Source organism: uncultured Marivirga sp. (assembly GCF_963974845.1).
GTDB lineage: Bacteria > Bacteroidota > Bacteroidia > Cytophagales > Cyclobacteriaceae > Marivirga > Marivirga harenae.
Window position 1 is genome coordinate 270,772 of record NZ_CAXBEQ010000002.1, and the last position, 25,797, is coordinate 296,568.

Below are 25,797 nucleotides of genomic sequence, written 5' to 3' on the forward strand. Positions count from 1 at the left end.
TTCAAGGTACTCGTTATTCCCATAATAATTAAGACTTTTGGCTTAAATCGAATCGACTCCTATAAACCCACATTCAGCTTTTTGTGCATTAATAATTAAAGGGAATAGTAGGGAGAATACAAGGATAATATATTTCATAAGGCAATTTGGTTTTTGAAAATTTAATCCATTTTAATATTATTTTTTACTACATAAATAGGTTGTGAGCCACAACTTCCAGTTTCATATTCATTAGTCTGTTCATCAAAATTAATACCATTATAGCTAAGTATTTTATAGTAATAATCGTCATCTATAGCAGGATAATGATATACTTTTAAAGTATCTATATCCATATTAGAAAGACTAATAAGGAATGTTAGAGTATCGATAGAGTCCCATGGTCTCGAAATCCCAAGGACTTGTAAACTGGGTGATACGTATTCTCCTGAATCCCCACAATTTCTGAATTTCTCTGTAATAATTTGATCCCAATTCAATGATTTCAATGTCATAGAGTCTGGGTGAAATTGATTAGAATTGTGCCCTATGATATGTTCTCCATTTTCATTTAGAATTACAAATTCAAAATTGGGAGCAAACTTAAAATCCTCTTCATCAGAAATTTCTGTTAAACTGCAAGCATTCAGGACAAGGGAGGAAAAAAATATAACAAGGCATTTTTTTAACATTGTGTAAAGTTTTAGTTAAAATAACTTACTAAATCTTTAATTAAATACAAATAGATTTTTTGGTAATTTACAGGTCGTTCTTGATTTTCAGTTTTATGTCAAAAGTATTTGTATAATTGATTAATTAATCAAAATACATAAACTTTAAAATTTAATTCAACGTTGCTTGATTTTCACCTTTTAATAAGTAAATTTATTTAACGCTACTTTATTATAAAGTTACATTCTAACTTCTGGCTTATTTTAATCAAGTTGAAGTTGATTAAAGAGTATAATTATAAAGTAGATTTAACCACTTATATATTATTTATGAGCGAATTTTTCAGAAACAGAAAAGACGAAGAAAAAGAGTTGATTAAAAAATTCGAAAATCATATTCAGGGCAAAGATTTCCACTTTTTTGATGTGGAAGAACTAGAAAAAGTGGTTGAATTGTATTTGGATAATGACAAGTTCATGAAGGCCCTTAAGGCCAGTGAATTTGCAGTAGAACAATTTCCTTTTTCAATCGAGCTATTGATTCTCAATGCACATGTTTTAGCGAGCAACACTAAATATGACAGTGCACTTCAGGCGTTAGAAAGAGCCGAAAATATCCAGCCCCATGATGTTGATTTACTATTGACTAAAGCTAATGTGCTAACAATTTCCAATCGAAATAAAGAGGCCATTGAATGTTTAGAAAAAGCATTAACCTTTGCTGAAGAAAAAGATGAAGTTTTATTTCAAATGGGCATGGCCTACCAGCAATTGGGTAAATATGATGAGGCTATTAAAAATTATAAATCGGTATTAGAAGAAAATATTGACCATGAAAGCGCAATTTATGAATTGGCTTACTGCTTGGACGTAACGGATCAATTGGAAGGTAGTATTGCCTACTACGAAAAGTTTATTGATGCCGATCCCTATTCTTACCATGCTTGGTATAATTTGGGAGTTGTCCTACATAAATTGGGAAAATATGAAAAAGCCATTGAAGCTTATGAATTTGCGGTCGCAATAGATGAAAATTTTGCATCCGCTTATTTCAATATGGGAAATACCTATTCTGCCTTAGAAAAAAATAATAAATCGTTAGATGCTTTTTCCCAAACTTTACGAATTGAAGGACCTAGTGCTGAAGTTTTCTGCAGAATGGCAGAAATATATGACAAATTAGATCAAGCAGATTTAGCCATTAAGTATTTTCTTAAAGCTGTTAAATTTGACTCCCTTTATGATGAAGCTTACTTTGGGATGTCACTTTGCCTCATTCAACAAGAAAAATGGATAGAAGCAGTGCATTATGTAAAAAAAGCAATAAAAATAAATAAACATGAATCAAAATATTGGCAGGCATTAGCCAATGCCGAATATCAACTAGGCAATCAAAACTCTGCCGTTGATGCCTATGAAGAAGCTGTAGCCCTTGATCCAGAAGAAGTTAGCCTGTTTCTGGACTGGTCATTTATCTATTTTGAATCAGGGGAACTAGAGGTAGCTATCAATATAATTAAGGAAGGCATGGAGGATAATCCAGATGCTCCTGAGCTTTATTATAGGATGACGGCTTACCTAATTGAGTACGGTAAATACAAAGAAGCCTTTATCTTTCTGGAAAATGCATTAGTTTTGGACTTTGAAATGCATACAGTGCTTTATGAATTCTTCCCACGGGTGGAAACGCAGAAGGCATTGTTCAAAATTATAGACCAATTCAGAAAAGATAACCAGTAAAACATGAACTACGAATTAAAAGACATCCCTGAAAGACCAGCCAAACCAAGAGATGTAGGATTCACTATGGTGATGGATAAAGGGTTAAGCCTTAGAGAGGTGGAAGACTTTATCGATAGCAACGGTGAATACACTGATATAGTAAAACTAGGATGGGCCACATCTTATGTCACAACTAATTTAAAAGACAAATTAGCACTTTACAAAGAAGCTGGAATCCCTACTTACTTCGGAGGAACCCTTTTCGAAGCATTTGTAATCCGTGATCAATTCGAAGACTACCGAAAGTTATTGGACAAATATGATATGCCCTTTGCTGAGGTCTCAGATGGATCTATTGAATTACCTCACGATTTGAAATGTGAGTATATCAGTAAACTGTCAGATCAAGTGACGGTCCTTTCAGAAGTCGGATCGAAAGATGCTGAAAAAATTATTCCTCCTTACCAATGGATTGAGCTCATGCAAACTGAATTGGATGCTGGTGCCTGGAAAGTGATTGGAGAATCGAGAGAAGCAGGAAATGTAGGTTTGTTTCGAGCCAGTGGTGAAGTTCGTTCAGGACTGGTTCAAGAAATCTTAACAAAAATTCCTTTCGAAAAAATCATCTGGGAAGCTCCCCAGAAAGCACAACAAGTTTATTTTATTAAATTAGTAGGTGCTAATGTCAACCTTGGAAATATTGCTCCAAATGAAGTAATTCCTTTAGAAACCATTCGTTTAGGATTGAGAGGTGACACTTTTCACCATTTTTTGAATAATAAAGACTTACTTTAAAAACAGATTTTTCGTGCGGTCGATTAAAGAATATTTTACATTACTCTTAAAAGGTATTGCAATGGGCAGTGCAGATGTAGTTCCTGGAGTCTCGGGAGGCACCATTGCTTTTATAACCGGAATTTATGATGAATTGCTGAACAGCATTAAATCTGTTGATGGAACAGCTTTCAGATTACTTTTCCAATTCAAACTCAAAGAATTCTGGAGCCATATCAATGGCTCTTTTCTTATTACACTAGTATTAGGAATTGCCATAAGCATCATCAGTTTAGCGAAGTTGATCAGCTTTCTGTTGAGCACCTATCCTGTTTTGGTTTGGTCATTTTTCTTTGGATTGATCATTATTTCAGCTGTTTTAGTGGCTAGGGATATTGAAAAAAAAGACTGGAAAGCTATCTTTGCGGGTTTAGCTGGTATTGCAATTGCTTACTTTATCACCTCAGCATCTCCTGCACAAACTCCGGAAGCCTGGTGGTTTGTCATTTTATCAGGTGCTATAGCTATTTGTGCTATGATTCTGCCCGGCATTTCAGGAGCTTTTATCCTCTTAATTTTAGGAAAATATAAGTATATAATCGAAGCAGTTGAAACAGTAGATATTGGAACATTGGCTATTTTTGCCTTGGGTTGCATTATAGGATTGCTAAGTTTTGCCAGATTAATATCATGGTTTTTGAGAAACTATCAGTCCGCAACAGTAGCAGTACTGGCAGGTTTTATGGTCGGTTCATTAAATAAGGTTTGGCCATGGAAAGTAGTAGATACATTCCGTATCAATAGCAAAGGGGAACAGGTTCCTTTATTTGATCATAACGTTCTGCCTCAGCAATTTTTAAATGAAACCGGACAAGACCCACAATTAATGCAAGCTTTGCTGATGATGAGCTTAGGGATTTTCATAGTGGTAGCCATTGAAAAAATTGCCACCATGCTGAATGTTAAAAATGATGGAAAATGAAAACCTATGGATTAATCGGTTTTCCACTTAAACATTCCTTTTCTGGCAAATACTTTAGCGAAAAATTTAAGAAGGAAAATATTCAAGTTTGTGAATACCGACTATTTCCACTAGAAAGCGTTGGAGAATTCGATGAATTAAAGCAACAAGATATTGCAGGACTAAATGTTACCATTCCTTATAAAGAACAAATCATTCCTTTCTTAGATGAATTGGATGAGCACGCTAAATCCATTGGTGCGGTCAACGTGATTCAATTTAAAGATGGGAAAACCAAAGGCTTTAATTCGGACTATTATGGCTTTAAAAACTCACTTCTAAATTTTATTCCCAAGAAATCTTGCTCAAAAGCATTGATATTAGGTACTGGCGGAGCTTCTAAAGCCATTAAGCAAGTCCTAATTGATTTATCTATTCCGTTTAAAGTAGTTTCAAGAAAAGCAGGGTTTGATTATACTTATGATGATTTAAATAGCAAGACAGATGTTATTCAAGAATATCATCTAATTATCAATACCACTCCACTAGGGACCTATCCTAATATTGACGAAAAGCCTTATTTTCCATATAAAGCATTAAGCGATAATCATTATTTATATGATTTGGTTTATAATCCAGCGGAAACAGCCTTTCTGAAGGCAGGTAAAAATCAAGGAGCAAAGACTATTAATGGATTGGAAATGCTGATTGGGCAAGCTGAAAAGTCATGGGAGATTTGGAATGCTTTGGCAAAATAGAGATTTAAGAAAATAAAAGTAAAAAGACAAGTTGTTAAAATCTTACCTTGCCTTTGGTTGTAAGGAGGATTAATAAGTCATCAAGTGTATAACTTGAAACATATACTGGCAAGCTTTAAATGGAATATTCCAGCATTGCAAATGCTATAATCTATGCATCCTCGTTAAAAAACGAGGATGCGCATGAGCGATGGGACGCATAAACTAAAGCCTAGATAATATGAATGGAAAAGAATATTTACACAAGAAATTCGGCTATATCAAAAAGTTAAGTGTTGCAATTATTATCATTAATCTAGTCTATTTCTACTTCAAATTTGGTAATTCTGAAACTATTATAGATATAAATACAATTTACATAGTTTCGATGGGAATCAACTTGATCAGTGCTTCTTTCATTTTTAATCATGTGAAGGATTTGATAAAGTCTGTGAAGTGATTTTTCTCTGCGTAATTTTTTTTAGAATTCGCTAGAGTATTTTGCACTATGATTCAGTGCAATAGCCTTCTTCGCTCTATTTTAACTAAACTGATCCAAATACCCCTTCATATCCTCTTGAATACCTTTAGCCTTTTCACCCGCTACCTTCGCAAAATCTTCACCAGAAGATGCGTAAATAATCCCTCTTGAAGAATTTACCAATAATCCTCCATTTTCATTCAAGCCATATTTTGAAAGTTCTTCTAAATTCCCGCCTTGCGCTCCTACGCCTGGCACTAATAAGAAATGGCTAGGTACTGATTTCCGGATTTCCTGAAATTCTTTGGAACGAGTGGCACCTACCACATACATTAGGTTTTCTTTGGTACCCCACCTTTGAGAAACCTCCAGCACCTTTTGATAGACTTTGTCCCCTGATTTTAATTCTTCAAACTGGAAATCTTTTCCACCTTCATTAGAAGTTAAAGCAAGTAAAATCACCCATTTATCCTCAAATTCAAGAAATGGTTCAACCGAATCGCTTCCCATATAGGGCGCAACGGTAATGGAATCAAAATTCATTTGCTCAAAAAATGCCTTCGCGTACATCTTTGATGTATTGCCTATATCTCCTCTTTTGGCATCCGCAATGGTGAACACATCCTTTGGCAGATATTCAATGGTTTTCTGTAAACTTTCCCATCCCTTAATTCCCAGTGCTTCGTAAAAGGCAATATTGGGTTTGTAAGCCACAGCATAATCAATAGTAGCATCAATAATCTGCTTATTAAATTCGAAAATTGGGTCTTTTTCTTTTAATAAATGCTTTGGGATTTTTTTAAGATCTGTATCTAAGCCCACACATAAGTAGCTTGATTTGGATTTTATTTGCTCTGAAAGTTCTTGGTAGTTCATGCTTATTTAAAAGAAGGCTAAAGAAACCTGTCAGGTTTCGTATTAATTAAATCTGTAATGCTTGGATTAAGGCATAAATTATTCAGCACTTTTAACCTGACAGGTTTCAATCATTTAATTAACGGATTATCTAAAATCCAAAACTTCTATATCAGGATAGTCAGACGGATTAAAAATGAAATCATTGTCAGTTAATGAATCGTCCACTTTGAAGTTTGTCACTTCATAGTTGAAGATATTACCTGCCCGATCAAAAATAGTCCATTTATCTAGCAAATTGGTTTTCTTATCAATTTTCAACCTGATTTTATAAAAAGACTCGTCTTTATCTTCTGGCACTAAATCAATCACATGATATTGTGCATTACCTTCTCCTGCCATGTATAAATACTTATATCCCTCTCTATAGGCTGTATAAATTTTACTTGGATTCATTTCTCCAGCCTCCTGATCGTAATTATTAATGGTGACCTCATTGGCATCTCGTAGGTATGTCCAAACAGTTTCATTGTTATTTACGATTAATTGACCTGCCACGTCAGCTTTAAATTTATCACCACTCACTACAATTTCTCCCTTGAATGTATCGGTGATGTCTTCCATTTTATTTTCCAGCGTCTGAGTGAAAGTAGCTGTAAAACCAGCAATATTACTGTATTTAGCGCTCATCTTATCCAAAATCTCTTTGGCTTTGGGATCGTTTTGTGCAAATGCTGAGATGCTAAAAATAAATAGCATCATAATTAATGTGATTTTTCTCATCTTTTATCTTTTCTGTTTCTTAATGATTGTTATCGATATTGTTCAATAATTGTTCCAAACTATATTCATCTGGAATCAACACTTCTCTTGCCTTGCTACCTTCGAAGGCCCCTACAATACCAGCAGCCTCCAATTGATCTATCAATCTTCCTGCTCTGTTATATCCTAGCTTTAGTTTTCTCTGTATCAATGAGGTACTTCCCTGCTGATGCAAAACAATTAGTTTTGCTGCCTCATCGAATAAGGCATCCCTTTCAGATAAATCAACCTCTCCTACTTTACTTTCGTCATCATCTCCGGCAAATTCGGGTAATTGATATGCTTGCTCATAACCTCTTTGATTACCAATATACTCTACTACCTCATCAATTTCAGGAGTATCAATAAATGGACATTGTAAACGAATCAAATCCGATCCTTGGGAAAGCAACATATCCCCCATTCCAACTAATTGTTCTGATCCCCCTGTATCCAAAATGGTTCTTGAATCAATTTTGGAAGTTACCCTAAAAGATAGTCGAGCTGGGAAATTAGCTTTAATGATTCCTGTAATTACATTTACTGACGGCCTCTGAGTAGCTATTATCAAATGGATTCCAATTGCTCGAGCCAGCTGCGCCAATCTTGCAATAGGGGTTTCCACCTCTTTTCCAGCTGTCATCATCAAATCAGCCAACTCATCTATAACTAGAACTATGTAAGGTAAAAATCTATGCCCTTTTTCGGGATTCAATTTTCTGCTCACAAATTTAGTATTATACTCCTTTAAATTTCTGCAACCTGCATCTTTCAGTAAATCATATCTCCTATCCATCTCTACACAAAGAGAATTCAAGGTATTTACAACTTTTTTAGTATCGGTTATAATGGGTTCCTCTGTTCCCGGTAAGGTCGCAAGAAAGTGCCTTTCCAATTTATTAAAAAGTGTCAATTCCACCTTTTTTGGATCCACCAAAACAAATTTCAATTGCGAAGGATGTTTCTTATAAATCAGAGACGCCAACATAACATTTAGTCCGACTGATTTACCTTGACCTGTTGCTCCCGCCATCAACAAATGTGGCATTTTGGCTAGATCAGCAATAAAAACATCATTGCTGATGGTCTTACCCATAATAATAGGTAATTCTTTATCACTTTTAAGAAATTTATCAGTTGCCAATACCGATTTCATGCTGACCATTTCTCGGTTCTTATTAGGTACCTCTATACCAATGGTTCCTTTGCCAGGAATTGGGGCAATTATCCTTATTCCCAAAGCCGCTAAGCTAAGCGCGATATCGTCTTCTAGATTCTTAATTTTAGAAATTTTTACCCCAGCCTCCGGGATAATCTCGTAAAGCGTGACAGTGGGTCCAATAGTTGCCTTAATACTTTGGATCTTAATTTTGAAATTAGTCAAGGTTTCCAAAATTTTGTCCTTATTCGCTTCCAGTTCTTCCTGAGTGACTTTTACTTTCCCTGAGTCATGATCTGCCAATAAGTCTAAAGTAGGATATTTATAAGACGACAAATCTAAAGTAGGGTCATAATTCTCAACCCTTTTACCCAATTTTTCATCAAAGGATGATTCCTCCACTTCCATTTCCTGCTTTGCCTCTTCCTGAGGGGGTTCTTCTTGCATTACTTTATTTTCAAGGGTATTTTCCACCTCCATAGTGAGCTCCTCCTGAGGAGTTGCTTTTTTAGGTTTTTGCTCAGTTACGGTCCAGCTGCTAGCATCATCAAAGGATTCTTCAGTTACTTCTTCCTCAGTTTCTTCCTCCCTTGTAACTACTTCTTCCTTTTTTTCAGTTGATGTTTCTTCAGAAAAGCTCACTTCCTCATCCTTCACTTGACCTATTTTATCAATTTTGGACTGGAATGAAAGTAGAGAAGTCACATCAAAATAAAAGACTATGAATATTAATAATGAAAGTATTAAAACTAGGTAAGTACCCCAGCCAAAAAGACTATTGAAAAGCACGGCAAGTTCATATCCAATACCTCCACACAAGAAGGAGAATGCGGAGATTTTGCCAGATTCAAATACCATAAAACCCAATAGCAAGCTGAACCAGAATAGGAAAAACAGCATGAAGGTAAAAGCACTTTTAATAGAAAAAATTACTTTATTGAAAGTAATACGGTAACCAGTCAGAAATAAAAAAGGTGGAATTAGAAAAGCGGCTAGTCCAAACCACTTGAAAATGAAGTAATAGGCAGACTGGGCGCCCAAAAGACCTAACCAGTTGTCCATTTCAGCACCTGAAGCTTTTACTCCTGTATCCGAAACGGACTGTAATACACTCATATCAGCCTTACCTGTAAACAAATAGGACACGAAGGCGGTAAATAAAAAAATAGAGGCTGTCAAAAGAAAGAAGCCAAAAGCGAGATGTAGCCTCCTGTCCTTCAAGAATCCAAATTCGAAATTTAGCTTTCTTGATTTCTTTTCTTCAGTTCCCTTTTTAAAAGTATTAGATTTATAAGTGTTCTTTGCCATAAATAATGCTTCCTAAGCATATGTAAAAATGCATAAATTCAATTTAAGCGCAAAATACAAATCTTCAATTAGAAATTTGTTTTCGGAAAGGAATAACTGAAATAATGGGTGATTATTATTTTGGCCTAATATTTCTAATACAACCGTCCTGCTCTAAGAACACCCCAGTTCTTAATACAACCACCCCACCCTACGGCACCCCTCCTTGCTTAAGGAGGGGTGCGGGGACTGTACCTCTAAAAAACTTTGTAGTTTTAATTAAATTTTTAATCCCTACTCTACATAATTGAAAATACTGTTGTTTCTTATAGTAGAAAGTTAAATCTAGCACAGGCTAAATTCTCCCCTGTTTTAGGGGAGATGTCCGCAGGACAGAGGTGTCTTTCTCCTGTTTTAGGAGACTTCCGCTAGCTATCGTTAGGGACCATAGAATTATTTTGATGCTTATTCTTCCTTAAAATTACTCATAATATCCTCCAACCCATTTTCAATTGATTCAAAAACTATTTTATTTTCAAATCTAACTACCGTAATTCCGATGGTATTTAAGTATTCCGTCCTTTTCTTATCATAATCAAAACCTGCAGAAGTAAAATGGTCGGCACCATCCAATTCAAAACATAGTTTTTCTGCAGGGCAATAAAAATCTAAAATATAATTCCCAACACTAAACTGTCTTCTAAATTTTCTACTTTTTAATTGTTTACCTTTTAAGTAATTCCATAAAAAAGCTTCTGCAGAGGTTCCGTTATTCCTTAGCCTTTTTCTATTTTCTTTTAATTCAGGTCTATTGTTGATTTGGTAGTTTTTCACGAGCAATTAACGGTTGAAAGTTGTAGCTACTATAATCTAAGTAAAAGTTTGAAGATTAATTTTGCAAGTTTTTTTTTGAAACCAACCAGACTTGTGGCCAACCCACTTCTTCATACAACCACCCCGTCCTTCGGACACCCCTCCTTTTTTAAGGAGGGGAACGGGTGAGTGCTTCTAGCTAATTTTGTAAATATAATTTGACCTAACAACCCCTGACAGACATTTTAAAATAATGTTATTTTTATAGCGGAATGTTAATGTTTAACACAAGCCCATTGCTCCTCTGTTATAGGGGGGCTGTACGCAGAACTGAGGGGTATCTCCCTCGTTTTAAGAGAGCTTCCGCCAATTGACGGATGTAAGCAATAAATAAACTGAAGTTTTCTTTAATTTTTTCAAAAAAAAGCCCAAATCAATTAAGATTTGAGCTTTTTTTAATGGGTGGAAGATGGGGCTCGAACCCACGACCCTCGGTACCACAAACCGATACTCTAACCAGCTGAGCTACATCCACCATTTGAGCTCACAAAGGTAAGAAGGAATTATGAATTCATAAAAATATATGATAAAAATTATTACAATCTTGCTGATAATAATTCTTCAACTCATAAGTTTTGGCATTTGAAACTTGTCTAAGCTTTCAAATTATCGATTTCACTCCAAACTAAATCTGATTCAAAGCCTTTCTGTAATAAATAACGAACTACCTTTTGCTTTTTTATGTATTGATTGGAATCCTTGATAGTCTTCCATTTTTTCTCTAACAGCTTAAAAATTGTATCTTGGTATTCCTCTACATCAATCTCCTTCATTCCCACTTTTATACAGTATTCTGATATTTTTTTTTGTTCCAACCCCTGCTTTATCTTAATTCTACCCCACTTTTTTAACCTAAAATGGCCTCGAACGTAGCTTTGTGCAAAACGCTCCTCATTGATAAAATCTTCAGAAATCAACCAAGCGATTACCTCTTCCACTTCATCTCCATACAAACCCCAGTCGTAAAGCTTGTCTCGAACCTGTTGTTGGGTACGATCTTGAGTGGCACAGTATCTTGCACCCCTAGCCTTTCCTTCTTTAATAGTATAAATGAGTTGTTTTGCCATAAAATTACTTTCTCTTACAATTTAAATGCATTTTCGTACACTGTGCAAATCACTTAATGATCAAAAGATTGCAAAAAGTAAAATTAGAAATGCCTATCAAGAACTTCCAATGTGGCGACTAAATCTTTTGAATGATTGTAAAGGTGAGGTGATATCCTTATAGACCTACCCCTGGCAGACAGGTGAATTTTATTTGCTTTAAAATCATCCAACAGTAAAGTAGAATTTACTTTGTCTGGGAGAAATAATCCGTACAAATGAGCACTGACCATATGATCATCGTCTTTTTCAATCCTCTTAGTTTCCAAATAGCTCCTAAAGGGTTTCATCAATTCAAAGCAATAATTTTGAATGTTTTCAGTACCCCAAATCAGAATCTGTTCCAAAGCGGATTTTATCATCGGCAAAGCAATGAAATTACTAAATTCACCAACATTGTAACGCATGGCACCTTCAGCAAATTTTTCAGGATAGGAGGTAAGCTTACTGAAATCATGCCCATCTTTTCTAGTCATCCATGAATATTCAATAGGTTCACCTTCATCAAATTTATCACTGTAGAAAGCCAGTCCAGTGGAATATGGTCCCAGAAGCCATTTATAGGCAGCACATACTAAGGCATCAATCTTAAACTTCTTTACGTCAATTGGCAAAGCCCCGACAGATTGAGTTCCATCTACAATAAAATAAGTATTTGTAGCACTACATTTTTCACCTATAGCTTCTAGATCAAATTTCAAACCTTCCATCCAATGAATGGAGGACATCACCACAACTGCAGTATCTTCATTAATGCTATTGACTATTTTTTCGGTCCAAGCTTGAGTTCTTCCGCTTATAAATTCAGGGGGTGAAATGACTCTCAAATCCGCATCATTCTCAGTGCAAAATTTTCTCAACGTCAAGTGGTCACTTGGAAATTCTTCCTTTACTGTTATGGCATGTTGACCTTTTTTAATAGGCACATTCCGAACAGCATTCATCAAGCCATAAGAAGCAGAAGGAATGATTGTGATTTGCTTGGCAGGAGCGTTAATCAATTTGCCAAATAAGGACTTTACCTCTTCCGCTGGATCAAAAAAATCTTCCTCCTTTATCGAGGTAGGGTTAGTCTTTCGCTTTACTCCTTCAATACCTGCTTTTTCAACTGCTTTCAAATTAGGAGACATATAGGCTCCATTCAGGTAGTGGATATCACCTGGAAGATCAAAAAGGTGTTTTTGGTTTTGCATATTGAAATTTAGGGAAATAACCAGAAATTCTCCAATACAGCATCATCTAATTGTGAATAGAAAATTTAGAATATTTTCAACAAATGCTACATCTAAAAAAATACGATATAATATAATAACTAGATTTTTTTTAATTATATTTATAAGGAACTAAATAAAAAATGATATGAAAACGCTATCAACCGTAGTATTTTTGGGCGCAATCTTTCTATGCAGTTGCAGTCCTGAAAAAGAAAATTTAAAAGGAGAAGAAGTTGGCAAGGTTCACTTTAATCTGTCACTAAGCAATGAAAACGGTCAGGCTCGAGAAGTATTAGCTATACCTGCAGGGTCATATGTACAAATTAGTATTGAGACAGTGAATGGTGAAAATATTCTTGAAGATGAAACCCTTGAAATCTTATCCTTTAACGGAAATTTTGTTAGTAAACCACTGCAATTAAACACTGGAGAATACAACTTGACAAAATTTTTATTAATCAGTCCAGATAATGAAGTACTATATGCGACTCCAATATCTGGCTCTACTAAGGCGGATTTGGTCAAAAATCCACTACCCCTTAATTTTGAAGTAGATGGTGCAAATTCCACTCAATTAAAAATAGAAGTGATAAACGTTTCGATGTTAAATCCTCGAGATATCGGTTACATTTCTTTCCCTTTCACAGTCACTGACTTCTTTTTCCTCAGTGTTTTTAAGCTAAGTGAAAAAGGAAGCGAATTAACCCATGCAAAAGGATTGATTATTCAAAATGAGGACACCATCAAGCGCTTTACCGTAAAACCAGAAATTAATTCCGTAGGTATTTCAAATATAGGTGACGAGGAGTTTAGCTTGGTGCTAATAAAAAAAGGTTTCGCAATGTATAGCGAAACATTTACTATAGAAAGTCTATTTGATAAATATGAAAATGGACTAATCAATATACATTTAGACCCTGCTCTCACATTCATTGCATTACCACAGTTGTTGTATAGTGCTAATTTTGAATTTAGCTTAAGCTATGTAGGAGAAATTACTATTGATTGGGGAGATGGTCATACTGAAACAAGAATTTCCACTGACTATTCGGAAAATTTTAGTCACAACTTTGGAAGTAATTGGGAATATTTTGTCAGTGTCTCAGGCGATGTTGATAAAATTACAGACTTTTATTCCTACTATGGTCAAGGACCGATCAAAGAAATCAACTTATTTAATTTACCTAATTTAGAAAGCTTTCGGAACGGATTCAATGGAGAAGGTATGAGTCCAGAGATTTTGGATTTCTCACACAACCCAAATCTTACCTTTATAAATATTTCCGCAAGTGCGTCATTGCAGAAAATTATTTTGAAAGATAATAATGCTGTCGAATTCTTACTATTAAGTTACGGCAATCAAATATCGACTTCAAGCTTAGAAGAAATAATTAATCCTATTTACAATTCGGTAATTGCCAGCGGTAGAATGAATGGGGGAATCAGCCTAGAAAACTTTCCAGATGATCCCGAGCCTACAGTTGGGCCCCCATCTGCCGATACTTGGCAGAAACTATCTGTCTTAGAAAATGACTTTAACTGGTCAATCAGTACTGTTTTTGAATATGAATAATTTTTAGCCTGCCCGTAAATGGGCAGGTTTTTTGCTTTCCCCAGCTTGGCTTTAAGCGGAAATATTTATATTGTAGTTGTAAGAATAGTTCAGGCTACAATTATTGAGAAACTTAACAGTTATTTTAGATGACCGCTGAAAAAAAAATAGCAATTTCCTTCTTAGAAATGGTTGCCTCTGCACAAATTGAAGAGGCTTTTAAAGTTTATGTGGCAGAAGATTTCAAGCATCACAATCCCTACTTTAAAGGAGATGCAAAATCATTGAAAGATGCCATGTTAGAAGATGCGCAAAACAATCCTGAGAAAGAACTAAAGATTTTGCGTTCTTTAGCTGATGAAGAATTTATAGCAATTCACTCACACGTAAAGCAAAACCTTGCGGATTTAGGATTTGTATTGGTACATTTTTTCAAATTTAAAGATCAAAAAATCATTGAACTTTGGGATGTTGGTCAAGAAATACCAGATGAAATCACAAATGAAAACGGGATGCTTTAAATGCTAAGCTTTTAAAGCCTCATCTTCTGTCTTTAAACATCGTTTTGCTAAAACCAACAAGACAATTGCCAAAACAAATAACAAGCCTGAAATAATAGATATGCTGTAAATCCCATTTTCAAAATTCTGAAAAGCCAGCACAAATAGAGAACTTAGCGTTACTACGAACATAAAAAACATTGGGATCAATAAAAACCCCGCTTTCTTTCCTGATTTTATCAACCATACGGAAACGGCTAATAATGCAAGTGCCGCCAACAGTTGATTAGCTGAACCGAAAATTGGCCAAAGCGTAGTAAATTCTCCTGAAAGTAAAAAAATGGAGGAAAGTATTACGACTACAAAAGTGGATAAAAATCTATTTTGAGTAATTCGATGAACATTTTTGCTTTCAGTTTCCTCAAAGAATTCCTGAAAGGTGAATCTTGCTAAACGGGTGCAAGTATCTAAAGTAGTTAGTGCAAAAGCAGAAATAGTAAGCGCTACAAAATTTACTGCTAAACCTTCTTCTATTCCCAATGAAGATATCACATAGCCCATTCCATCTGCGAACATATTTACCGGCCCATCTATTGCTAAACTGCTAGCATAATCAGTTCGGCTGATCACCATCACAGCACAAACTGAAATAATGGCCAAAAATGATTCAATCAACATCCCTCCATATCCAACCACTTTGGCATCAGTTTCTCTGTTGAGCTGTTTTGAAGTGGTCCCTGATGCTACCAAGGAATGGAATCCACTTATAGCACCACAAGCTACAGTAATAAAGAGAACGGGAAATAAATAACCAATATCCTCACTCTCGAAAATAATATTACTATCCATTTTCACTTCTGGATTGGCAACAAAAACGCCCACCAAGGCCAGGAGAATTAAACCATAAAGCAAAAAACTGCTTAAATAATCTCTAGGTTGAAGCAAAACAGACATGGGCGTAACTGAGGTCACAAAAGCATATGCTAATAAAAGAACAACCCAAAAAATATAATTGAGCTCAAATGGAATGCTATTTCCAAGGACCACGAAATAATACATCAAAATCACCCCAACAATTGAAAGCCATGCAAAAGCATATTTTTTCTGAGCTAATTTTCGATTGAAAAATCCGAAAGCCAGTGCTAGTATAATAAAAAATGTAGAAGTCGAGGCCACCCCCGGATTTTTAACAAAAGTCTTGGCAATAATATCTGCAAAAACAGCAATAATGAGAATTAAGGTCGAGAAACTAAAAATTAAAAAAAGCCGTTTTCCGCTCCGTCCAATATATTGATGAATAATAACCCCTATGGACTTTCCTTTATGTCTTAATGAAGCCACCATGCTTCCCACATCATGAACTGCACCTATGAAAATACCCCCTACTAAAATCCATATCACTGCCGGAATCCAGCCAAAAGTAACTGCTATTATGGGGCCAACAATGGGGCCAGCACCTGCAATAGAGGCAAAATGGTGCCCCAAGACTACCAATTTATTAGAAGGGACATAATCCACTCCATCCTTTTGGGTATGGGCTGGCGTTTCATGATCATTTTTAATATCAAATTTTTTACTGATAAATCGGCCATAAGTGAAATAAGCGCTGATTAAAACAATGGCAGATAAAATCAACAGTAATGGTAGACTCATATATAGATATTATTTATGGACTCTTAATAAAATAATATTAATAACTAATTTCCGATAATGAAAGTATCTTCGTACTTTTGCCCTGCAAATAATCACAGCTAATTATTTGCATTATGAGCTTAGACACATCCAAATTCGTTTACGAAGCTTTAACCTACGATGACGTATTACTGCTTCCAGGATATTCAGAAGTATTACCAAGAGAAACTGACACTTCCTCAAAATTAACAAGAAATATAACTTTAAATATTCCTTTGATTTCCTCTGCTATGGACACCGTAACAGAGCATCATTTGGCCATTGCTATGGCGCTTGAAGGCGGCATGGGATTTATCCATAAAAATATGTCTATCGAGCAGCATGCGATGGAGGTCAGGAAAGTAAAGCGTTCACAAAGTGGAATGATCTTAGATCCAATCACTTTGCATATCAATAGCACAGTGGGCGATGCTTTGAAAATCATGAGGGAAAATAAGATCGGTGGTATTCCAGTTGTAGATTCCAACAAAAAATTGTTAGGAATTGTAACTAATCGAGATTTAAGATTTCAGAAAGACAATAAAGTTTCGGTTGAGAAAGTGATGACAAGTGAGAAATTAATTACCGCTGAAGAAGGTATTAATTTGGAGGGAGCTGAAGAAGTCTTACAAGAATATAAAATTGAAAAACTACCGATTATTAATAAATCAGGAACTTTGATGGGTTTGATTACCTACAAAGATATTTTGAAGAAAAAAGATAAGCCTAACGCTTGCAAGGATGAATTTGGACGATTAAGGGTTGGCGCTGCTGTTGGAGTAACTGGCGATATCGATGAGAGAATCGATGCTTTAGTTAAAGCAGGTGTAGATGTTGTGACTATCGACACAGCGCACGGTCATAGCAAGGGAGTAATTGATACCGCAGCTCGTATAAAGAAGGCTTACCCTGATTTAGAACTAATTGTTGGAAATATTGCTACCCCAGAAGCGGCTAAAGCATTGGTAGATGCAGGCGCAGATGCCGTAAAAGTAGGGGTTGGTCCGGGCAGTATTTGTACGACAAGAGTAGTGGCCGGAGTGGGAGCTCCACAGTTATCCGCAGTTTATGAGACTTATAAAGCTATAAAAGATACAGGCGTTCCGATTATTGCGGATGGCGGTATTCGTTTTTCAGGTGATGTGGTAAAGGCTTTAGCTGGCGGTGCTGATAGTGTAATGATAGGTTCTCTTTTAGCGGGAACAGAAGAAGCTCCTGGCGAAATGATTTTATTTGAAGGACGGAAATTCAAATCTTACCGTGGTATGGGTTCTGTGGAAGCCATGAATATGGGAAGTAAAGATCGTTACTTCCAAGATGCAGAAGATGATATTAAAAAATTAGTGCCGGAAGGAATTTCTGGTAGAGTGCCATTCAAGGGCTTGGTTTCTGAAGTACTACACCAAATGATTGGAGGACTAAAAGCTGGTATGGGATATTGCGGAGCAGCAAACCTAGCGCAATTAAAAGAAGCTAAATTTGTTAAAATCACTGCAGCAGGAGTAGCCGAAAGTCATCCGCATGATGTACATATCACTAGAGAAGCTCCGAATTATAGTAGGAAGTAGATTCAAAATTCTAAGTCAAATGATTTAGGAAATATTGCAATAGCGTTAGGCGACTGACGCTATTTCTTTTTGTAGTGTTTTTTGTAAACTATTTTTTTGGTTAAATTTCCAAGACAGCGACCTACCTAAGATCATGAACACTACAACCCTTGAAAAATTTAAGCATTACTTCTCTCCAATAGATTTTAATAACATTTCTATACTGGAAGAGATTTATTCTGAAGATATAGTTTTCAAAGATCCTATTCACGAAATAGATGGAATTGAAAATCTCAAAGCATACTTTCAAAAGTTAAATGAAAATCTGATAGAAGGTACTTTCCATTTTACAGATGAATCAATTATGGGTAATAAAGCCTATCTATCTTGGGAAATGAATTTAAAATTAAAAAGACCAAAAAAGAATGTAAAAGCATCCGGAATTTCGGTCCTGATCTTCGAAAATGAAATAATCAGCCAGAGAGACTATTTTGATGCAGGCGAGCTGTTCTATGAAAACATTCCTATTTTGGGAAGTATAATCCGATCCATAAAAAAGAAATTATAGCCCCCTTTTAATTCCCCCCAACTGGGGAAAAACGCACAGAATAACTTTAGCTTTTTAATTTGATAATGATACTTTTACCAATAAGTTGAAAAAGAACTAACACGACCAATTTCGAGGAACTCGGAAAAGCGAGGGGGAGGAAAGTTTAGCGGGCCTGCTTGTGCAGACAAGCCAGCGAGGCCATGAGGGCAGAAGCATTAAACTTTCTTGATTTGTTCTATCCTTTTTTCTTGATAAAAAAGATTAAAAAGAAAACTCAAGGCATAAATGGTAATCATAAACCACCCAGGAATATCAGAAGGAAATGGCTTTTTTTACTTTTTATTAATCTATCCATTCCCCAATTCCGTACTAAACAACTTAAGTTTGCATTCGAAATTCTAACAAGAAAATATATTTATGGATAATCCATTATTAAAAGAATTTAACACCCCATTTCAAACCCCTCCATTTGACCATATAAAATCAGAGCATTTTATGCCGGCTATAGAGGGCGCTATTACAGAGGCTAAACAAGAAATTAAAAACATTACCTCGCAGTCTGAGACGCCCACTTTTGAAAATACACTAGAGGCGATGGAATTTGCTGGTGAAAAATTAAGTTCGGTTTCCTCTATTTTATTTAACCTAAATAGTGCCGAAACCAATGAGAAAATTCAAGAAGTAACGAGAGAAGCCTCTCCCATTCTTTCGGAATTTGGAAATGACATTTGGCAAAACGCTGATTTATTTGAGCGAGTAAAAGTGGTTTACAATCAGAAAAACCAACTGGAGCTAGATCATGAGCAGAAAATGCTACTGGATAAAACATATAAAGCCTTTATCAGAAACGGTGCGGATTTGAATGAAAAAGATAAAGCGCGTTTTAAGGACATGACCAAAAAGCTTTCCCAACTCAGTCTCACATTTGGGGAAAACGTATTGGCGGAAACCAATGATTATGAATTGGTCATTTCGGATGAAAAGGATTTAGGTGGATTACCTGATTCTGCTAAAAAACAAGCCAAAAATACTGCAAGAGCTAAAGGTAAAGAAGGAAAATGGGTGTTTACTTTACAAGCTCCAAGCTTTGTTCCTTTTATGGAAAATGCAGACAATCGTGCTTTAAGAAAGGAGCTTTATAAAGCCTTTATGTCTAAGGCCAACAAAAACGATGAGTATGATAATAAAACCATCATCAAAGAAATTGTCAACCTAAGAAGTGAAAAAACATCCCTTTTAGGTTATGATACTTATGCAGATTATGTACTTGAAGAACGAATGGCTGAAAGCAAAGACAACGTCCAGCAGTTTTTAAGTGACCTATTAAAGCAATCTTTGCCTAAGGCACAAGAAGAAGTGGCCGAAATAGAGTCCTTTGTTAAAGAATTAGGAGAAGATATTGACCTCCAGCGTTGGGATTGGGCTTATTATTCTGAAAAGTTGAAAAAGAAGAAATATGCGATAGACGATGAATTGCTTCGACCTTATTTCAAACTAGAAAATGTTTTAGATGGCGTATTTCAATCCGCGGAGAAATTATATGATATCCGCTTTAAAGAAGTTAAGAGTATTCCGGTCTATCATGAGGACGTCACCACTTATGAAGTGAGCAATTTGGCTGGTGAACAAGTGGCTATTTTCTATGCTGATTTTCACCCAAGAGAAGGCAAAAGAGGAGGCGCTTGGATGACGACTTATAGGGATCAATACAGAAAAAACGGAGAAGAATTCAGACCGTTAGTTTCCAATGTTTGTAATTTTACTCCTTCCACTCCAGACAATCCGAGTTTATTGACTTTCAACGAAGTCACCACTCTTTTCCATGAATTTGGTCATGCCTTACATGCCATGTTAGGTAATGGCCGATATGGAAGCCTAACAGGAGCAAATGTGTATTGGGATTTTGTGGAGTTACCTTCACAGATATTTGAAAACTGGTGTTATGAGAAAGAATGCCTCGATTTATTTGCTAAGCATTATGAAACAGGAGAGAAAATCCCGCAAGACTATGTAGATAAAATAAAGGCCAGCAGTACTTATCATGAAGCCTATGCCACTGTTAGGCAAGTGAGCTTAGCGCTTTTGGATATGGCTTATTTCACATTGGAAAGAGAAGAAGCAAAGGACATTAAAGATGTCGAAGAATTTGAAGAAAAAGCCATGGCACCTACCAAGTTATTTCCGAGTGTGGAAGGGACTTTGATGAGCACCCAGTTCGGACATATATTTTCTGGTGGGTATGCATCTGGTTATTACAGCTACAAATGGGCGGAAGTCTTGGATGCCGATGCTTTCTCCTTATTCAAAGAAAAAGGCATATTCAACAAGGAAGTCTCTCAATCCTTTAAAGACAATATTCTTTCAAAAGGAGGCAGCGAACACCCAATGGAATTATACAAAAGATTCAGAGGCAGAGAGCCCAAAATTGAGGCTTTACTACAGCGTGCTGGATTGAAATAATTGTAAGGACCCATACATAATTCAGTTTTTAATCTTATTAAAATACTTACATAGCATCAGGATTTTTCTTGGTGCTATTTTTTTTGTTTTAAATAGTCTATAAAACTTAGTTCAAATTCCTGTCTAGTGAAGCTAGTAAAAAGCATTTCCTGCAAAAAATATCCATTCTCACAACAACATCAAATACTAAAAATTATTCCTTTTTAGTACAAAATTATTACTATTTACATGCATTTTACTTAGAATCTGTTGTATATTTAAAACTACTACAAGTTCATTTTCAGAAATGATTACGAGAGGTAATATGTTTAAAGTATTTTGTATAGTTTCATTTCTCCTTTTTGAGCTGGGCCATGGCATCAGCCAGGACCTTTCTTATGATGAAGCAGTTGCACGAAGTAGCAGATATCAACAGAAAGCGTTGTGGTTTAAAGAAATGCCTCATTTTAATAGAGATAGTACCGTTTTTTATTTGGACTCTGCTGCAGCACTTCTCCAAAATACTGAACCTTTACGTTATGATCTTTTGGCTGACCTATATCGCGATATCACGGATAGAGCAAACAGGTCTCATAATTTCAATGTAGTGGATTCGCTTGCACCAATAGGCTGGGGGTATTATGAAAAAATTCCAGAAAGTAGGAAAGACAAGATTTTGGGTTATGATTTGCTGATCAATTGGGCCTTAATAAAAATTATTAGAGGAGAGCCAAAACCTGGGCTTGAGCTTTTTGTCAAAGCCCAAAACCTATTAGAAAATGATCCACGACCTGAAATACAGCTTAAATTATTGAAAGATAAAGGTAGATTTTTATATCAATACGGTTTGCTAGAGGAGCAAGAAGAGTCTTTTCAATATATGAGAGAAAGTGTGATTGCTTACGAGAATTCCGATTATCCGGACAAGAATGAGGCACTTATGACGATTTATAAGGTTTTAACTTATCATTATGCAGATGCCAATTCTGATTCGAGCTACTATTATATGGATCAAATTGCAGGGCTATTACCTCAAATCACTAATCCATTTCATCATACATGGCACTCTTATTCCATGGGCAGCAAGCTGATTAAAAAAGAAAAATACGAAGAGGCGAAAACCTACCTCTATAAGACTATCGAAAATTTGGAAAAATATAATCTAAAAACTATTGACCTGTATCAATTTGCTCACCTCTTGTTGGGAGAGATTGCAGAGGTGGAAGGTAATTATATTAAGGCAATTCAATACTTTGAAATAGCAAAGAATGCCTCGATTACAATTAATACCAGGGCAAATACTGCATTTTTTATTTGGAAATTATTTAATGCATACGAACTTCAAGGTGACTACAAAAAAGCACTTGAGCACTATATTGAATATTCAGAGGCAAATAATGTGATTGAGGTGGAGAGAAACCAGAGAAGCCTGCGAGAAAGTGAATTACAACTAAACGTTCTTAATCAAGATAAACAGCTCGCAGCAAATCGGCAACGACAATTCATTTATATTGCCGCCTTAGTTATTGGTGCTTTATTGATCGCTTTATTATATCGCAATTTCAGGTTAAAACAAAAGAGTAATAAGAAGCTAAAAGGATTGAATGAAGAGTTGGCTCATAAAAACGAGTTGCTTGATAAGCGAAATGAAGAAAATGAACTACTCCTCAAAGAAATACATCATCGAGTGAAAAATAATCTAGAGATGGTCAAAAGTCTAATTGCTTTGCAGTCTGCTCAGATTGATGACCCTGCCACGAAGGAGGCTATGATCGCTAGCCAAAATAGAGTACAATCAATGGGCATCATCCATCAAAAATTATATCAGGGAACAAATCTTGGCAGTATAGAAATGAAGGACTACTTCCTAAACCTTAGCGAAGGCATTCTGGATACCTTCAATGCAGAAGAAAAAGTAAAGATTGAATGCGCTATGGATAATTTAGAGCTGGATGTGGATACAGCAGTCCCCATCGGGCTTATTGTAAACGAGCTTTTGACTAATGCACTCAAATATGCATTTGTAAAAAAAGATCAGGGGACTATTCTCATCAGTTTAGAAAAGACTTCGGATGATAATTTAAGACTAAAAGTTGACGATAATGGTGTGGGTAAAGTAGTTGGTTTAGCCCCTAAAGGAACAGGCTTTGGCTCACAATTAGTGCAGTTATTAACTCAGCAATTGAACGGAAAGATGAAGGAGCATACCAAAGAAGGCACTCATATTGAATTTGATTTCCTTATTAAGAAAAGTGCATAAATGAGCGAAAAGCTAAAAATATTAATCGTAGAAGATGAAATGCTAATTGGAGCAAACATTTCATTACAACTAAATGAATTAGGTTACGAGGTGACTGGAATCATTCCAAGGGGTGAAGAGGCTCTGCAACAGATAGAGAAAAACACCCCAGACATCATGTTGCTGGACATTAACCTTAAAGGAGATTTAGATGGAATTGAGACTGCTTTAACCATGCAAAAAACACATGATATTCCTATTATTTACTTGACGGCCAATACAGATGATGCGCATTTCAACAGAGCAAAAGCAACGAAACCATTCGGCTTTATCTCCAAGCCTTTTAAGAAATTAGATTTGCAACGGACCATTGAACTGACTATAAACCAAATGGAGTCGAAGGTCAAAAACAATGCTGATCTAGAATCTCAAAATAATAATTCCTTCCTTTTAAGTGATTGTATTTTTGTAAGGCATTTAAATTCAATGGTAAAGGTAGATATTAAGGATATCCTCTACATTGAAGCCGAACGAAACTACTGTCGCATTTTCTCTAATAGCAAAGAGTATTTGGTAGTTATGTCACTAAAAGAAATGGATGAAAAGCTTCCAGCTAAGCATTTTTTAAGAACTCACAGGTCGTACATTATTAACCTTTCTCAAATAAAAGAAATAGGTAACACACATGTAGTCATTGGGAACAAAGCACTTCCAGTTACTAAATCACAAAAAGATGAATTGCTAAAGCGCATTCAGACAATTTAGAATTCTATTACTTTCCCAAAGGTCAAGCAACCTTACTCGTACTCTCAATACTAACAACTACGTAATTCATCTAGGGAAACTATATTCTCTAATCGTAACTTCAGACCTGTTTTTTTCTAGATTTCCAATTTGTTTCCTCCGGACAGAAAACCACCACCCTTGGACAGTAAGACAGCGCATTCGTCCTTGATCGGTTTCTCCTTAGATAAATAATTCTCAACTTACTACAACAAGAGGGTTGAAATTCCTTTTAAATGAAATCTACGATAGGAAAATTCGATGAAATACTAATTCATCCTCTTTTACAATACATGCAAAAAAATGAGAAATATAATAATCTATTTGTCAATCATAAGCTTAGTGATTTTATCATCTTGTTCTAAAGAGTTGACTTCAATACCAGACAAGACAAGCGATGAAATTTCTGAGACTTACGAAATATTGAAAGATGTTTTCTACAGCTCAGATGCTGAACAAAAAATGGACATCTATCTTTCTAAAGACGCAAAATCTTACAGGAATAATAATTACACAATCGTTTTCCTCCATGGTGGAGCGTATTACTTAAGCGATAAAACTGAAGAGGAAATTTATATCCAACCCTACTTGAAAAAAGGTTTGAATGTGGTGAATATGAATTATCGAATTAAAAGGGGCATTCCGCTCGCTACAAACGATCTTACCAATGCCCTCAATTACCTAAAAGACCAAAACAGTAAGTATAATTTAAATTTAAACAACATCATCTTAACTGGTTTTTCTGCAGGTGCACAGATCGCATCAAATGTCGGTTTAGCTCAAAATAACCCCTCTTTTCCGGACAAACTAGATGATGGAATAACAATTAAGGGTATAATCAACTTTTCTGGTCCGGTAGATGATCTGGAAGTAATAGAAAAAATATTTATCGATTACGATTACGAACTATTCAGAAAGGCAGGGAAGGCACTATTCCCATCAGAAGGTTATGCAACAAAAGAAGTAGTGGCTGTTTATGAGCCTAATACTTATTTTGATGAAAATGACCCTCCCATTTTTTTATGGCATGGCGGGCAAGACGATCAAATTCCCCCTTCAACATTTGAGGAATTCACTGCAAAATTACGAGAGCGTAAAGATGTCCTAACTTACGTGCCTGATGGAAAACACAGTCCAAACGAGGAAGAATTAGAAGCTGCATACGCAAAAATATTCGTGTTTTTGAATGACTTGTAAAATGAACAATTGTTGACAATATTTTAAATATAAAAGCACTAGAAAATAATGATTTTAAAAAAAGGGAAGCCGAAAACTGAAAAAAAGAATCATTAAACAATCACTCTTACATCATGAAACACCTATTACTCCTAACCGCATTGATGGGTTCGTCAGCTCTTTTCGCTCAAACTGCAGAAGACAAATATGCGAACGATGTAAAATCAATAGATGGCATCATCAATGCTTATTATCAGGTCATTTCTGGTTCAAGTGAAGATCCATGGCAATTTGAAAGAGATCAATTTATTCATGCTAAGAATGCTGTCATCACTAGAATTGACGAAAACGGAAACGCTCAATCGCATTCATTGGCAGAGGAATATATCCCGTTGGCATTATCTCCCAAAGAAGATTTTTACGAGCACGAACTGAAAAGAAAGGTAAGCCGGTTTGGCAATATGGCTCAGGTATGGAGTGCATTTGAGATCAGGACTGATCCTGAAAGGAAATCAAATTTACGCGGATTAAATAGCATCCAGCTTCATTACGAGAATGGTAGGTGGTGGATAGATAGTTGGACTTGTGAAATGGAGTCTGGCCATAATACTGTGGTAACTGATTTTTTAAGAACAAATTGAAAGTAACACTTATGGCCTGAATTCAGTTAATGTTCATTACAACAATAGGGTGTAAATCGAAATTGTCGCTATTTTTAAT

The 25,797-nt window shown here is 35.7% G+C and carries 21 protein-coding genes and 1 tRNA gene; 13 read left to right on the forward strand and 9 right to left on the reverse strand.

Annotation, left to right across the window (positions count from 1 at the left end):
• Nucleotides 1-161: 161 nt before the first annotated feature.
• Nucleotides 162-671 carry a hypothetical protein gene (locus AAC601_RS05695; protein WP_340152729.1) on the reverse strand — a complete coding sequence of 170 codons (510 nt, stop codon included), beginning with the start codon at nucleotides 669-671 and terminating at the stop codon, nucleotides 162-164.
• A gap of 309 nt (nucleotides 672-980) precedes the next feature.
• Between AAC601_RS05695 and AAC601_RS05700 the strand changes: the two genes are divergently transcribed.
• The 4 genes from AAC601_RS05700 to AAC601_RS05715 are packed head-to-tail and all read left to right on the forward strand — an operon-like array spanning nucleotide 981 to nucleotide 4,865.
• Nucleotides 981-2,390, forward strand: coding sequence for a tetratricopeptide repeat protein (locus AAC601_RS05700; RefSeq protein ID WP_340152730.1), 1,410 nt, complete (start codon nucleotides 981-983; stop codon nucleotides 2,388-2,390).
• Between the two features lie 3 nt (nucleotides 2,391-2,393).
• Nucleotides 2,394-3,167 (forward strand): phosphosulfolactate synthase, encoded by a 774-nt coding sequence (locus tag AAC601_RS05705; protein ID WP_303270963.1) that lies wholly within the window; start codon nucleotides 2,394-2,396, stop codon nucleotides 3,165-3,167.
• Nucleotides 3,168-3,180: 13 nt separating this feature from the next.
• Complete coding sequence (locus AAC601_RS05710) at nucleotides 3,181-4,128, forward strand: DUF368 domain-containing protein (RefSeq protein ID WP_340152731.1); 948 nt, start codon at nucleotides 3,181-3,183, stop codon at nucleotides 4,126-4,128.
• Nucleotides 4,125-4,865 (forward strand): shikimate dehydrogenase, encoded by a 741-nt coding sequence (locus AAC601_RS05715; protein WP_303270965.1) that lies wholly within the window; start codon nucleotides 4,125-4,127, stop codon nucleotides 4,863-4,865. The genes AAC601_RS05710 and AAC601_RS05715 overlap by 4 nt, the downstream gene beginning before the upstream one ends.
• 520 nt (nucleotides 4,866-5,385) lie before the next feature.
• Here the strand turns inward: AAC601_RS05715 and pyrF are convergent.
• The 7 genes from pyrF to AAC601_RS05750 all read right to left on the reverse strand — a co-directional run bounded on the left by pyrF (nucleotide 5,386) and on the right by AAC601_RS05750 (nucleotide 12,599).
• Nucleotides 5,386-6,201 (reverse strand): orotidine-5'-phosphate decarboxylase, encoded by an 816-nt coding sequence (gene pyrF / locus AAC601_RS05720; protein ID WP_340152732.1) that lies wholly within the window; start codon nucleotides 6,199-6,201, stop codon nucleotides 5,386-5,388.
• A 126-nt stretch (nucleotides 6,202-6,327) separates the two neighbouring features.
• Nucleotides 6,328-6,963, reverse strand: coding sequence for an outer membrane lipoprotein carrier protein LolA (locus AAC601_RS05725; RefSeq protein ID WP_303270967.1), 636 nt, complete (start codon nucleotides 6,961-6,963; stop codon nucleotides 6,328-6,330).
• A gap of 19 nt (nucleotides 6,964-6,982) precedes the next feature.
• Nucleotides 6,983-9,448: a DNA translocase FtsK 4TM domain-containing protein gene (locus AAC601_RS05730; protein WP_340152733.1), complete on the reverse strand. Its 2,466-nt coding sequence runs from the start codon at nucleotides 9,446-9,448 to the stop codon at nucleotides 6,983-6,985.
• 444 nt (nucleotides 9,449-9,892) lie between these two features.
• A complete protein-coding gene (locus AAC601_RS05735; protein WP_340152734.1) occupies nucleotides 9,893-10,261 on the reverse strand; it encodes an endonuclease domain-containing protein in 369 nt (122 codons plus the stop codon).
• A gap of 439 nt (nucleotides 10,262-10,700) precedes the next feature.
• Nucleotides 10,701-10,776: transfer RNA gene (locus AAC601_RS05740), tRNA-His, on the reverse strand.
• 117 nt (nucleotides 10,777-10,893) lie between these two features.
• Nucleotides 10,894-11,367, reverse strand: a complete 474-nt coding sequence (locus AAC601_RS05745; protein ID WP_340152735.1) for a regulatory protein RecX — start codon at nucleotides 11,365-11,367, stop codon at nucleotides 10,894-10,896.
• An 83-nt stretch (nucleotides 11,368-11,450) separates the two neighbouring features.
• Entirely contained in the window at nucleotides 11,451-12,599 is a 1,149-nt protein-coding gene (locus AAC601_RS05750) for an aminotransferase class V-fold PLP-dependent enzyme (RefSeq protein WP_340152736.1), read from the reverse strand.
• Nucleotides 12,600-12,765: 166 nt separating this feature from the next.
• On the opposite strand from AAC601_RS05750, the gene AAC601_RS05755 reads away from it, so the two are divergent.
• On the forward strand, nucleotides 12,766-14,193 hold the full coding sequence (locus tag AAC601_RS05755) for a hypothetical protein (RefSeq protein WP_303270972.1): 1,428 nt from the start codon (nucleotides 12,766-12,768) through the stop codon (nucleotides 14,191-14,193).
• 128 nt (nucleotides 14,194-14,321) lie between these two features.
• Complete coding sequence (locus AAC601_RS05760; protein WP_340152737.1) at nucleotides 14,322-14,693, forward strand: nuclear transport factor 2 family protein; 372 nt, start codon at nucleotides 14,322-14,324, stop codon at nucleotides 14,691-14,693.
• A gap of 3 nt (nucleotides 14,694-14,696) precedes the next feature.
• Here AAC601_RS05760 and AAC601_RS05765 read toward each other — a convergent pair whose 3' ends face one another.
• On the reverse strand, nucleotides 14,697-16,325 hold the full coding sequence (locus AAC601_RS05765) for a carbon starvation protein A (protein ID WP_340152738.1): 1,629 nt from the start codon (nucleotides 16,323-16,325) through the stop codon (nucleotides 14,697-14,699).
• 113 nt (nucleotides 16,326-16,438) lie between these two features.
• Between AAC601_RS05765 and guaB the strand changes: the two genes are divergently transcribed.
• From guaB to AAC601_RS05800, 7 genes are all read left to right on the forward strand, one after another.
• The gene (gene guaB, locus AAC601_RS05770; RefSeq protein ID WP_303270975.1) at nucleotides 16,439-17,911 is read left to right on the forward strand and encodes an IMP dehydrogenase; all 1,473 of its coding nucleotides are present in this window, start codon (nucleotides 16,439-16,441) and stop codon (nucleotides 17,909-17,911) included.
• Nucleotides 17,912-18,044: 133 nt separating this feature from the next.
• A complete protein-coding gene (locus AAC601_RS05775) occupies nucleotides 18,045-18,458 on the forward strand; it encodes a nuclear transport factor 2 family protein (RefSeq protein ID WP_303270976.1) in 414 nt (137 codons plus the stop codon).
• Nucleotides 18,459-18,857: 399 nt separating this feature from the next.
• Complete coding sequence (locus AAC601_RS05780; RefSeq protein ID WP_340152739.1) at nucleotides 18,858-20,900, forward strand: M3 family metallopeptidase; 2,043 nt, start codon at nucleotides 18,858-18,860, stop codon at nucleotides 20,898-20,900.
• 286 nt (nucleotides 20,901-21,186) lie between these two features.
• Entirely contained in the window at nucleotides 21,187-23,139 is a 1,953-nt protein-coding gene (locus tag AAC601_RS05785) for a sensor histidine kinase (RefSeq protein WP_340152740.1), read from the forward strand.
• Entirely contained in the window at nucleotides 23,140-23,883 is a 744-nt protein-coding gene (locus AAC601_RS05790; protein WP_303270979.1) for a response regulator, read from the forward strand.
• A 321-nt stretch (nucleotides 23,884-24,204) separates the two neighbouring features.
• On the forward strand, nucleotides 24,205-25,098 hold the full coding sequence (locus AAC601_RS05795) for an alpha/beta hydrolase (protein ID WP_303270980.1): 894 nt from the start codon (nucleotides 24,205-24,207) through the stop codon (nucleotides 25,096-25,098).
• Nucleotides 25,099-25,211: 113 nt separating this feature from the next.
• Nucleotides 25,212-25,718 carry a hypothetical protein gene (locus AAC601_RS05800; protein ID WP_303270981.1) on the forward strand — a complete coding sequence of 169 codons (507 nt, stop codon included), beginning with the start codon at nucleotides 25,212-25,214 and terminating at the stop codon, nucleotides 25,716-25,718.
• The last annotated feature ends 79 nt before the right edge of the window (nucleotides 25,719-25,797 follow it).

What these genes read in the sequence shown, in the direction of transcription:
- AAC601_RS05695 (WP_340152729.1), bottom strand. Translation starts at nt 671, where the DNA reads ATGTTAAAAAAATGCCTTGTTATATTTTTTTCCTCCCTTGTCCTGAAT.
- AAC601_RS05700 (WP_340152730.1), top strand. Translation starts at nt 981, where the DNA reads ATGAGCGAATTTTTCAGAAACAGAAAAGACGAAGAAAAAGAGTTGATT.
- AAC601_RS05705 (WP_303270963.1), top strand. Translation starts at nt 2,394, where the DNA reads ATGAACTACGAATTAAAAGACATCCCTGAAAGACCAGCCAAACCAAGA.
- AAC601_RS05715 (WP_303270965.1), top strand. Translation starts at nt 4,125, where the DNA reads ATGAAAACCTATGGATTAATCGGTTTTCCACTTAAACATTCCTTTTCT.
- pyrF (WP_340152732.1), bottom strand. Translation starts at nt 6,201, where the DNA reads ATGAACTACCAAGAACTTTCAGAGCAAATAAAATCCAAATCAAGCTAC.
- AAC601_RS05725 (WP_303270967.1), bottom strand. Translation starts at nt 6,963, where the DNA reads ATGAGAAAAATCACATTAATTATGATGCTATTTATTTTTAGCATCTCA.
- AAC601_RS05730 (WP_340152733.1), bottom strand. Translation starts at nt 9,448, where the DNA reads ATGGCAAAGAACACTTATAAATCTAATACTTTTAAAAAGGGAACTGAA.
- AAC601_RS05745 (WP_340152735.1), bottom strand. Translation starts at nt 11,367, where the DNA reads ATGGCAAAACAACTCATTTATACTATTAAAGAAGGAAAGGCTAGGGGT.
- AAC601_RS05750 (WP_340152736.1), bottom strand. Translation starts at nt 12,599, where the DNA reads ATGCAAAACCAAAAACACCTTTTTGATCTTCCAGGTGATATCCACTAC.
- AAC601_RS05755 (WP_303270972.1), top strand. Translation starts at nt 12,766, where the DNA reads ATGAAAACGCTATCAACCGTAGTATTTTTGGGCGCAATCTTTCTATGC.
- AAC601_RS05760 (WP_340152737.1), top strand. Translation starts at nt 14,322, where the DNA reads ATGACCGCTGAAAAAAAAATAGCAATTTCCTTCTTAGAAATGGTTGCC.
- AAC601_RS05765 (WP_340152738.1), bottom strand. Translation starts at nt 16,325, where the DNA reads ATGAGTCTACCATTACTGTTGATTTTATCTGCCATTGTTTTAATCAGC.
- guaB (WP_303270975.1), top strand. Translation starts at nt 16,439, where the DNA reads ATGAGCTTAGACACATCCAAATTCGTTTACGAAGCTTTAACCTACGAT.
- AAC601_RS05775 (WP_303270976.1), top strand. Translation starts at nt 18,045, where the DNA reads ATGAACACTACAACCCTTGAAAAATTTAAGCATTACTTCTCTCCAATA.
- AAC601_RS05780 (WP_340152739.1), top strand. Translation starts at nt 18,858, where the DNA reads ATGGATAATCCATTATTAAAAGAATTTAACACCCCATTTCAAACCCCT.
- AAC601_RS05785 (WP_340152740.1), top strand. Translation starts at nt 21,187, where the DNA reads ATGATTACGAGAGGTAATATGTTTAAAGTATTTTGTATAGTTTCATTT.
- AAC601_RS05790 (WP_303270979.1), top strand. Translation starts at nt 23,140, where the DNA reads ATGAGCGAAAAGCTAAAAATATTAATCGTAGAAGATGAAATGCTAATT.
- AAC601_RS05795 (WP_303270980.1), top strand. Translation starts at nt 24,205, where the DNA reads ATGAGAAATATAATAATCTATTTGTCAATCATAAGCTTAGTGATTTTA.
- AAC601_RS05800 (WP_303270981.1), top strand. Translation starts at nt 25,212, where the DNA reads ATGAAACACCTATTACTCCTAACCGCATTGATGGGTTCGTCAGCTCTT.